Origin of the sequence: Desulfovibrio sp. 6_1_46AFAA (genome assembly GCF_000224635.1) — a bacterium.
Taxonomy (GTDB): Bacteria; Desulfobacterota; Desulfovibrionia; order Desulfovibrionales; family Desulfovibrionaceae; genus Desulfovibrio; species Desulfovibrio fairfieldensis.
The window spans coordinates 652,313-661,310 of the sequence record NZ_JH114300.1 but is presented as its reverse complement, the minus strand read 5'-3'; the positions used below and the strand labels follow the sequence as shown (position 1 = coordinate 661,310).

The 8,998-nt window shown below is 49.5% G+C and carries 10 protein-coding genes and 1 pseudogene; 4 read left to right on the top strand and 7 right to left on the bottom strand.

Going from position 1 to position 8,998, the window contains the following annotated elements:
- The 4 genes and pseudogenes from HMPREF1022_RS02730 to HMPREF1022_RS02720 form a co-directional block, all read right to left on the bottom strand.
- Positions 1-362, bottom strand: a pseudogene (locus tag HMPREF1022_RS02730) (transposase); the annotation flags it as partial.
- Between the two features lie 50 nt (positions 363-412).
- Positions 413-1,423 (bottom strand): helicase C-terminal domain-containing protein, encoded by a 1,011-nt coding sequence (locus HMPREF1022_RS16950; RefSeq protein ID WP_083823214.1) that lies wholly within the window; start codon positions 1,421-1,423, stop codon positions 413-415.
- Positions 1,423-2,481 (bottom strand): DEAD/DEAH box helicase, encoded by a 1,059-nt coding sequence (locus HMPREF1022_RS16945; protein ID WP_009301764.1) that lies wholly within the window; start codon positions 2,479-2,481, stop codon positions 1,423-1,425. The genes HMPREF1022_RS16950 and HMPREF1022_RS16945 overlap by 1 nt, the downstream gene beginning before the upstream one ends.
- Positions 2,482-2,719: 238 nt before the next feature.
- Positions 2,720-2,926, bottom strand: coding sequence for a helix-turn-helix transcriptional regulator (locus tag HMPREF1022_RS02720; protein WP_009301762.1), 207 nt, complete (start codon positions 2,924-2,926; stop codon positions 2,720-2,722).
- A gap of 45 nt (positions 2,927-2,971) precedes the next feature.
- Between HMPREF1022_RS02720 and HMPREF1022_RS17910 the strand changes: the two genes are divergently transcribed.
- Positions 2,972-3,202, top strand: a complete 231-nt coding sequence (locus HMPREF1022_RS17910; protein ID WP_156802804.1) for a hypothetical protein — start codon at positions 2,972-2,974, stop codon at positions 3,200-3,202.
- Here the strand turns inward: HMPREF1022_RS17910 and HMPREF1022_RS02715 are convergent.
- From HMPREF1022_RS02715 to HMPREF1022_RS02705, 3 genes are read right to left on the bottom strand one after another with little or no spacing between them, the layout of a single operon-like run.
- Positions 3,197-3,544: a BrnA antitoxin family protein gene (locus tag HMPREF1022_RS02715; RefSeq protein WP_009301760.1), complete on the bottom strand. Its 348-nt coding sequence runs from the start codon at positions 3,542-3,544 to the stop codon at positions 3,197-3,199. The genes HMPREF1022_RS17910 and HMPREF1022_RS02715 overlap by 6 nt on opposite strands.
- Positions 3,495-3,803 carry a BrnT family toxin gene (locus HMPREF1022_RS02710; protein ID WP_009301758.1) on the bottom strand — a complete coding sequence of 103 codons (309 nt, stop codon included), beginning with the start codon at positions 3,801-3,803 and terminating at the stop codon, positions 3,495-3,497. Before HMPREF1022_RS02710 ends, HMPREF1022_RS02715 begins: the two co-directional genes overlap by 50 nt.
- Positions 3,804-3,843: 40 nt before the next feature.
- Positions 3,844-5,031, bottom strand: a complete 1,188-nt coding sequence (locus HMPREF1022_RS02705; RefSeq protein ID WP_009301756.1) for a tyrosine-type recombinase/integrase — start codon at positions 5,029-5,031, stop codon at positions 3,844-3,846.
- Between the two features lie 520 nt (positions 5,032-5,551).
- Between HMPREF1022_RS02705 and HMPREF1022_RS02700 the strand changes: the two genes are divergently transcribed.
- From HMPREF1022_RS02700 to HMPREF1022_RS02690, 3 genes are read left to right on the top strand one after another with little or no spacing between them, the layout of a single operon-like run.
- Complete coding sequence (locus HMPREF1022_RS02700) at positions 5,552-6,787, top strand: tyrosine-type recombinase/integrase (protein ID WP_009301754.1); 1,236 nt, start codon at positions 5,552-5,554, stop codon at positions 6,785-6,787.
- Entirely contained in the window at positions 6,784-7,797 is a 1,014-nt protein-coding gene (locus tag HMPREF1022_RS02695; RefSeq protein ID WP_009301752.1) for a Fic family protein, read from the top strand. Before HMPREF1022_RS02700 ends, HMPREF1022_RS02695 begins: the two co-directional genes overlap by 4 nt.
- The gene (locus HMPREF1022_RS02690) at positions 7,794-8,798 is read left to right on the top strand and encodes a hypothetical protein (RefSeq protein WP_009301750.1); all 1,005 of its coding nucleotides are present in this window, start codon (positions 7,794-7,796) and stop codon (positions 8,796-8,798) included. The genes HMPREF1022_RS02695 and HMPREF1022_RS02690 overlap by 4 nt, the downstream gene beginning before the upstream one ends.
- Positions 8,799-8,998: the final 200 nt, after the last annotated feature.

The window sequence follows — 8,998 nt, the reverse complement described above, 5'->3', positions numbered from 1 at the left end:
GAGATGAGTTTTTTTTCGCGGCCAATGCGAACAGCTTCTTTAAGGATTTCAACTTCCAGTGTTTTGTTACCGAGGACGCGTTCCAACTGCCGGATTCGCTTTTTCAGGGCCTTTACTTCGGCAACGCTGACAACCTCGTCATTGGCTTCAATGGCTGTTTTGCCGCCTTCACTCATCTGCTTTCTCCAGCGGTAAAGCAAATTCGGAGCAACGCCATACGTTCGTGCCACCAGGGAAACCGACTGACCTGGGGCCATGCTGGCCTCTATCAGGCGAACTTTTTCGCCGACAGACCAACGGCGACGGGGCGTTATGTTTACTATCTCCACCGTTGAACTTGTTTTAGCACTAGTTCCAGCCATAGTTCCAGCACCTCATCCCTAGTTAGAGGGGTGTCCGGTCGAAATGGGGGCTACTCCAATCCTTGTCTGATTTCGTTGAAATATTTTTCTATTTTCCGACTATTTGATTTGCCAAATCGCTCAAATAAAAATTCCATAGATTCAACTTGTTCTGATATAATTGGATCATATACAGGACTAGAATGAGTTTCCGGAAAAAAGCGAGTTAGGCCTCTAAGCCATGGGAGGCGCTCTGCGGCAGAAGCAGCAGACCGGTAGCTCTCCCTTGCTACATCCAAGTCAGAAAGACTGCCAGCCATAAAAGAAGCATTGCCACATAAGTATAGCCAGAGGGCTCTATAGCCTCTTAAGTCGTTTCCACTCAGATGAGACAATGCATCCTTACTTGCATTGAGTGCTCCAGAATAATCTTCATTCCATAAACAGTCTTGATATCTCACTTCATATTTTACGGAGGATGCTAATTCATTACTGGCAGGGAGCGGTGATTGTTCGAGGGAATCACGCAAGCCAATGATAGCCGCATCTGCTGCATCCCATTCTTTGCCGTGAGCAATAAAAAGGTTGATATTTTCTTCAAGCTGACTAAATGATGCCCCCTTTGACTGTTCAATCCCGAATATAATTTCGGCTTGGGCTTCTGGATGTAAACATTTTCTGTTTTCAATTTTATAAAAGAATTCATGTAGCTTATCGCCTGTTATTAGTACTAGGGCATAGTCTGTGGAGGAACGGGTACATCTGCCAATTGCCTGAGTCACACGTGTTTTTAAACGGTTGCAAAAAAGAACAGCTGAACCTAGCCTGCTGACAAAAAAGCGTTCTTGGAGATTCGTTGATTCAGGTAGTCCATTCAAAATCAAGTACCGGCATTCATCACCTAAAAAATCTATTCCATCATATCTATTTGCAAGTATTGCCAGTGCATTATCTGTATCAACAAATTCTTTTTTTGAAGTTTCGATATCCGTAGCATTAAATACCTTAAACCCCTGTACTGCTTCTGTTTCGCTCGCAAGGCTTGCAACTTGCTCACTAGCAGGGTTGCTAGGTGTTAATATTAAGGCCCTACCAAATTTTTAGCCCATTTAAGCGCTTGAGATATTGACTGCCGTTCACTTGCAAATGCCATGGGGAAAACAATAAACCGACGCCCAACACCTTGCTTGTCCCATCCTTCAGGGGCTGGTATTCTATGAATTCTCTCGCGGCCAAAAATCCTCTCTAAGTCCCCGCCTTCACCGAGAGTCGCAGACATATATATTCGTTGTTTTGCCTGCAAAAATGGGTCAAAACTTTTTGTCGGAGGAGTTAGTGGGCGAATCAGTATAGAATGAGCTGAGTAGTACAAATGGCAAGCTAAAAGGTGATCGCGGATCATTATCCACTTAAAATAGAGTTCGCCTTGGTCAACACTAAGCTGTTCATCAAGTAGACTGATAAGATTATCTTTAATCGTTAATAAGGCTGGAGTTGGCAGCTTATTCACAAAAACTGTGTCTAGCTGGGGGTCATCCCTATAATCATAACGCGTCCGATCATAATATGGCATATGCTTTTCTAGTGCAGACCAAACCGATTCAAAAACAACTGGAGACTCAAAACGCTTTATATTCAAAGACCAAAATGAGGTTACGTAGTTTTCAGCGGAATGGGCATCGTCAAAAATTAATGTCTGGACATCACGGAAAAAAGGATTTGTATTAAAAAGAGAACTGTATGTAGTAATAGCAATTGTATCCCCAGCTAAAAACCGTGATTTATCAGATTCTGGATAGCCCCTCTGACTTCCAACAAACCCTGTGGCTTCAATGCCATATTTCTCATGCGCTTGAGCCACAACCTGATGAACCAATTGTCGTGTAGGGCAAAGAAAAACGCATCGTTCTTGAAATTTCCGCCTTCGCCACTCCGCAATGAGGAGTCCCACAAGTGTTTTTCCGCTACCTGTTGGCAATTCTAGTGCAAGGTCTGGCTCGCTTTGGTTGGATACATACGCCCGCAACATATCTGCCTGCTGTGATAGTAAACCCTCAACTGTTCTATTTCTAAGATCTCTGAAGAGGGATTCGGGACTTTGTTCAGAAGAGGCGGGGGGCGTTGGAATTTTGAAAGCCATATAAACCTCACATTTTTTTCATAGATGCCTTTGTTCGTTCACTTCATGGTATAATACCATCGAAGAAAAAGCATCTCCAATAAGGTTGGAAATATAGCATTACATCCAATGATATCGTTTTGTTAAAACATTTTGAACCCAAAGTGCGAAAAGGACTTACGGCAAATACCGTAAGCCCTCGTAATTTCCGGTTAGAGATATTTTTTGAGCTCAGCCTCTTGAACTTAATAGGTGAACTTCATTCCACCCGCGCCCCAATCCGCTCAATAAACTCCACAATTTCCTCCGCCCGCCAGACCGTTGTGCGCGGGCCGAGCTTTACCGGCTTGGGGAAGCGGCCTGTTTTGCAGCCTTCCCACCAAGCGCTTTTGCTGATGGGGACAAGTTGCAGGACTTGGGGGAGCCGAAGGAAGCCCACTTTGGGAATGGTTGTCATGGTAGTCATTGTTACACCTCCTGATAGGTCTTTGGTATTTGCTGGAAGCGTATCATGACTTTTTTGGCGAGCCGTTTTGTGCGTGAAAAAGTATGGTCTGGGGAGTTATTGGATGGCATTGCATTGTACTGTGTGGACAAATTTTTTGTTGACAGGGTTTTGAAAATCCCTGTTTTCATTCTTTTTGATGGTTCAAGGTGGTTGCGCAACCGGCTACAACAAAGAAACGGCGCACCGCTCGAAAGCAATGCGCCGCTTGGTAGTCTGGGAATCGCCTTTCTATAACTGGCCGTGCCCCTCATGAGTCTGGACGTAGGCCTTCAAGACCGCGTTCATGCGGCTCTGGTAGCCGGAGCCGGTGGCACGGAACCATTCCAGCACATCGGCGTCTATGCGCAGGGTTATCTGTTGCTTGGCCTCTTTCAGGAGCGCGGAAGGCTGCAAGCGCCTCGCAGTCTCAAAGAACGGATCGTCCAACGGCAAATTGTCGGCATCCTCTTCGGCTGCAAGCGTAGCGGCCGCGTCTGGCATATCTTTCAGCCGCTGCCAGTCCGTCTTTGACTCTGCGGCCTGAGCATCATGCAGGGTCATACGGGTGCGTGGCTTCTTGTTCGATGCGCTTTTCATAACTTCTCCTTTCTCTGGCATTGGCACGGCGGGCGGAAATGATGCGGAAGGCTCCATCACGCAGGGTGAACGCTACGACAAAGAGCAGGCCGTTTTTTTCACCGAGCGCGAGGCATCGCTGCTCTCCGTAATCGCGCCGTGTATCTTCCAGAATAAGCGGGGCGTCGGCCAGAACCAGCGCGGCATCAATAAAATCAACGCCATGTTTTTCCAGATTGCTCTGGCGCTTGGCTTCGTCCCATTCAAATTCCATGTTCATAATGTAACTCCATTTTGTAGCTACGTCAATTTGGGACGAATTATTTTTCCGCTTTCAATTTGTCCAAGTGGTCAGCCCATTCCTGCATCATCCGCCGCCTTTCCGGCAGATATTCAGCGTAGTTGTAGGCCGCCCGCACATCGTTCCTTTCGCCGTGGGCGAGCTGGCGCTCGATCCAATCCCGGTTGTAGCCGAGTTCGTTGAGCAGAGTGGACGCGAGAGAGCGAAAGCCGTGCGTGCTCATTTCATCCTTGGCGTAGCCCATGCGGCGTATGGCGTTGAGCACCGTAGCGTCGGCGAGCGGGCGTGTTGCCGTGCGGATGGACGGGAAGAGCAGCTTTCCGCTGCCGGAAAACTCTTGCAGCTCTTTCAGGATTTTCACAGCCTGCCTGGAGAGCGGCACGATGTGGATCTGCTTCATCTTCATGCGTGTGGCCGGAATGCGCCATTCGCCGGCCTCAAAATCGAACTCGCTCCATTCTGCGGCCCGAAGTTCGGTCGGACGCACAAAGACCAGCGGCCCCAGCTTCAGAGCGCATACGATGGGGAAATAGCCCTCATAGCCATCGATATCGCGCAGAAGCTGGGCCACCTTTTTAGGCTCGGTGACGGCGGCTCTGTGCGTCGCGTTTCTGGGCCGTATCGCGCCGTGCAGGTCTGTCACCGGGTTGCGTTTGGCCCGGCCCGTGATCACGGCATAGCGGTAGATCTGCCCGATGATTTGCATCAGGCGGCGGGCGGTTTCATTCTGGCCTTTCTTCTCAATGGGCTGGATGACCTTCAGAATGTCCAAGGGTTCCATCCGGCCGATGTGCTCCGTGCCGATGACCGGGAAAATATACTTCTCCATACGGTACATGACCGTGCCCCGATGTTTTTCCGTGAAGTCGGTTGTCCGGGCCTCGAACCATTCCAGGGCGATATTCCGGAACATGTCTTTCACTTCCGAGATATGCTCTTCTTTGGCGATTTTCCGCTTCGCGGCGGGGTCAATGCCGTCAGCCAGGAGCTGTTTGGCTTCCTGACGCTTTTCTCGAGCCTTTTGCAGGGTGACTACCGGATATTCGCCAAAACTGAGGACTTTGGGCTTGCGCTCGAAGTAGTAGCCCAGACGCCAGAGTTTTTTGCCGGAAGCGGACAGGTAGAGGTACAGGCCGCTGCCATCTGCGACTTTCATGGGCTTTCCAGTGTACTTCAAATTTTTGATCTGAAAATCGGTCAATGCCATGTCGGTTCTCCTTGAATTAGGGTGGATTTAAGGATACCCGTTTGGACGATAATGCTTTTTTATTTCAAGGCATTAAAAGAAAAAACGGATATCGGATTGCTAACGCATTTCGATACCCGTAAAAATACCCGCAAAGCTCTTGGATTAGCCTGGATTTGGCTGGATTCGGCAACTGCCCCGAATCTCTAAAAAGCAAGAACGCCAAGGCTTTTTGTACCTTGGCGTTCTTTGTGATACCCAAATTGGGCGTCCCCAGGCGGATTTGAACCCCTGTCGACGGCGTGAAAGGCCGTTGCAGTCAGCTTTACCCCTCTTGCCCCAATTTTATTAAGTTATATATTTCATAGTATTATATTAAAAAATTCTTTCCAAAAAGCCGCTGACCTCGATTGGACTTGACGCTGTTTGTGGGGCATAGTGTGGGGCATACGAGAACGGTATTTCTCGCCGTTATCAACATGTTGCCCCGCATTTTGCCCCATAGATGCGGGACAAGCCATGCCCCAAGAGGTCAAAGTATATGGCAAGCAGAAAAAGACAGTCGGTTGTGGGCTATGCCGGAGTGTATTTTGTGGAGGTTCCGAAGGCTGCCGGGTACGGCACGGAAAAAATCTATTACATCCGCTACCGTAGACAAGGAAAGCTCATTGAGGAAAAAGTCGGCGGACAGTACCGCGACAACATGACCGCCGCCAAAGCCGCAAGTATTCGCGGTCTGCGCATGGAAGGCAAAGACGCCTCCAACGAGGAAAAACGTGCCGCCGCCCGTGCCGCCAAGATAGCGGAAGAATCCCGCTATACCTTCAGCAGACTGTGGAGCTTGTTCGAAGAAGCTAAAAACACCAACCGTACCATCAAGGACGATCGTATCCGCTTCAACCTGCACATTGCGCCCGCTTTGGGCACGAAGAGCATCCCCGAACTTACCGTGCATGATATCGACAGGCTCCGGGCCAAGCTGGAGAAAGCCGGAAAATCGCCGCAGACCGTCAAGCACGTACTCACGCTGGTCAAACGTCTGCTGAATTTCGCCCTGTGCAAGGGCTATGTGGAATCCATTCCGGGCTCTCTGCACATCACTATGCCCACAGTAGACAACAAGGTGACGGAAAACCTCACTCCGGAGCAGGCGCAAAAGTTGCTGAACGCTCTGGACGAGGAACCGGATCAAACCTTGGCTTCTCTGGTGCGACTGGCCTTGTTCACCGGCATGCGGCGCGGCGCATTGCTCAATCTGCAATGGGGCGATCTTGATTTCGAGCGCGGTTTCATTACCTTACGCGGGGATGTCGCTAAAAAACAAAAAACAGAAACTATCCCCATGAACGAACAGGCCAGGACCATTCTGGACGGCCTGCCACGAGGCAAAAGCCCGTATGTGTTCCCAGGCCGCTATGACGACAAGCCGCGAGGAAATATCACTCCTATGCTCAAACGGGTACGGGAGAAGGCCGGATTGCCGGAATCCTTCCGCCCGTTGCACGGACTGCGGCACTCTTTTGCTTCCTGGCTGGCGAGTTCCGGGCAGGTGTCCATGTACGAATTGCAAAAGCTGCTGACCCACTCCAGTCCACAGATGACGCAACGCTACGCGCACCTACATGATGACGCTCTACGCAAGGCGTCAGGAGTGGCCGCAACGCTGTTCAGCGCGGCAAAAAATAAAGTGGTCGAGCAATCTTCTCAAGTGGACGCCAAGACGGTAGAAACAAAAATACGCAGCAAGAAACACCAGCCCAAACGAGAAAGCGCATGAGCTATCCGCCATACACTATCACCAGTACCGCCCTCAAACTTGTGGCGGCAATCAGCGAACAGCTTGCAACGCTTTCCGCAACCGGCGCGTTAACGGCAGAGAACCTCTCGCCGCAGCTACGCCGGGAAAACCGTATCCGCACCATCCATGCTTCGCTCGCCATCGAGAACAACACGCTGAGCCTGGAACAAGTAACAGACATCATCGACGGTAAGCCGGTTATCGGCCCGCCCCGCGACATCCAAGAAGTACGCGGAGCCGTCGCAGCCTATGAAAAGCTGGATGCATGGAGACCGCACAATCTGAAAGACCTGCTCGCCGCTCATGCCATGCTCATGCACGACCTTGTGGACAATCCTGGAAAACTGCGCACCGGCGGCGTTGGCGTGTTCCAGGGCAGCAAGGTAATCCACATGGCTCCGCCCGCCAATCTGGTGCATGGGCATCTGGAAAACCTGCTCCAATGGCTGAAAGGCACGGACGAACACCCGCTCATTACAAGCTGCGTTTTCCACTATGAGTTTGAATTCATCCACCCCTTTGCTGACGGCAACGGCCGCATGGGACGGCTTTGGCAGACGCTCATCCTTAGCAAGTGGCGGCCGGTTCTGGCCTACATGCCGGTGGAAACCATCGTTCGCAACCGGCAGGAGGAATACTACGCCAGCTTGGGACAGGCAGACGCCCAGGGTGAGGCCACCAAGTTCATAGAATTTATGCTCCAAGCGTTGCATGATACCTTGGCGAACACAAACACCGACCAAGTAGATGCTCAAGTAAGCGACCAAGTAAAACGCTTGCTGGATGCGATTGGGCAGAACGAAAAAACAGCCACCGAATTGATGCAAGCTTTGAGCTTGCGCCACGCGCCGACTTTCCGCAAGAACTACCTCACCCCCGCGCTAGAGGCCGGACTAATCGAAAGGACGCAGCCGGATTCGCCGCGCAGCCCGACACAGCGGTACAGGCTGACGGAACTGGGTAAAAGCGCCATGAGAGGGCAGGCATGAGCGAAAAGAAAAAGCTAACCATTTTTCAGCGCGGTATCTTACAGTTTTTCTTTTCCGTAGCAGTTGCATCACTGTTTATGTATGCAGGACTCACAGCTTTTATACAGCTATATCTTGCCGGCCTTTTTTCACAAAATGCTATCATCATTTTCTTTGGCTTTGCATCTGCACTGGTGATAGTTGCAATGTCATTTTTCATCATGAAGCTGACTTTTAGTGCCAATCTCACAACAAAAGTAAATTTGCCAAAGATTGTGGAATTTTCTCATGCTCTGCAAAATATTGGGATAAACAGATTTGATGAACAGATTGACTTCATAGCAAGAGAAAAAATTTTTGTATTCGTGTCTGATGAGACAATATTGGCTCCATATAAAGAAAATGCGAGCGTGAGACGCTATATTTTTCTCAAAGACAAGGAAAAACTCAAATGTTTTAATGGCGATAAGAGGCTTTGCCTGGATGTAGACGATTACGAGCGTCTTTTAGAAGAGCATGGCGCGAAAACCAAGTCGGCCTATACCGCCAAGATTGCCGAATTGGAGCAGAATGTCATCGAACTGAAATCGGTCAATTCTTTGCAAGGCGCGGAGATTGCCAAGCTCACGGATGAAAAGAAAAAACTGCTGACGAAGAGTGCAGAATATAAAGAAAAACTACGCACTCTCCCCGGACGTGAGAAGAACGCGGAGAAGCGGACAAATGACAGAATAGCGTTCTGGCGGGTAGGAGGCCCACTTTTGAACAGGTTATTTCAGGAGGCCCAAGCCGATACTCGGTACACTCGCTCCCAAATTCAACAAATTTTCGAGCAAGAACTTGAAACCTTCCCCGAAGAAAACTTCTTGGAACTCCGAACCGCCATCAAAAAAACCTTATACACTTCCAAAAAAGCCGAGGCCAACACACCATTTGATCTCACAGGTTGGGCAATGGAGTCCATCCGGCATGGGTTGGGAGAACTCGCTAAAAAAGATTCAGGACGAGTAAAAGAAAGCTAAAATTTCAGAGCGCCATGAATCTTTTCTTCTCATGCGCACAGAACTCAGTATTTCAATAATACACTATAATTACATGTTAATTCGTAAGAATCTCCGAATTCGTACAGAACTCGGAGATTCTTTTTTACCTCTGCGGCAGAGCCAGGAATTTTATTACTCCGCAAGGTCGGTATGCTTCTTTCAAAATTCGTCCGCGCTCG

What these genes read in the sequence shown, in the direction of transcription:
- HMPREF1022_RS02715 (WP_009301760.1), bottom strand. Translation starts at nt 3,544, where the DNA reads ATGAAAAGCGCATCGAACAAGAAGCCACGCACCCGTATGACCCTGCAT.
- HMPREF1022_RS17910 (WP_156802804.1), top strand. Translation starts at nt 2,972, where the DNA reads ATGACTTTTTTGGCGAGCCGTTTTGTGCGTGAAAAAGTATGGTCTGGG.
- HMPREF1022_RS02690 (WP_009301750.1), top strand. Translation starts at nt 7,794, where the DNA reads ATGAGCGAAAAGAAAAAGCTAACCATTTTTCAGCGCGGTATCTTACAG.
- HMPREF1022_RS02705 (WP_009301756.1), bottom strand. Translation starts at nt 5,031, where the DNA reads ATGGCATTGACCGATTTTCAGATCAAAAATTTGAAGTACACTGGAAAG.
- HMPREF1022_RS02720 (WP_009301762.1), bottom strand. Translation starts at nt 2,926, where the DNA reads ATGACTACCATGACAACCATTCCCAAAGTGGGCTTCCTTCGGCTCCCC.
- HMPREF1022_RS02695 (WP_009301752.1), top strand. Translation starts at nt 6,784, where the DNA reads ATGAGCTATCCGCCATACACTATCACCAGTACCGCCCTCAAACTTGTG.
- HMPREF1022_RS02700 (WP_009301754.1), top strand. Translation starts at nt 5,552, where the DNA reads ATGGCAAGCAGAAAAAGACAGTCGGTTGTGGGCTATGCCGGAGTGTAT.
- HMPREF1022_RS02710 (WP_009301758.1), bottom strand. Translation starts at nt 3,803, where the DNA reads ATGAACATGGAATTTGAATGGGACGAAGCCAAGCGCCAGAGCAATCTG.
- HMPREF1022_RS16945 (WP_009301764.1), bottom strand. Translation starts at nt 2,481, where the DNA reads ATGGCTTTCAAAATTCCAACGCCCCCCGCCTCTTCTGAACAAAGTCCC.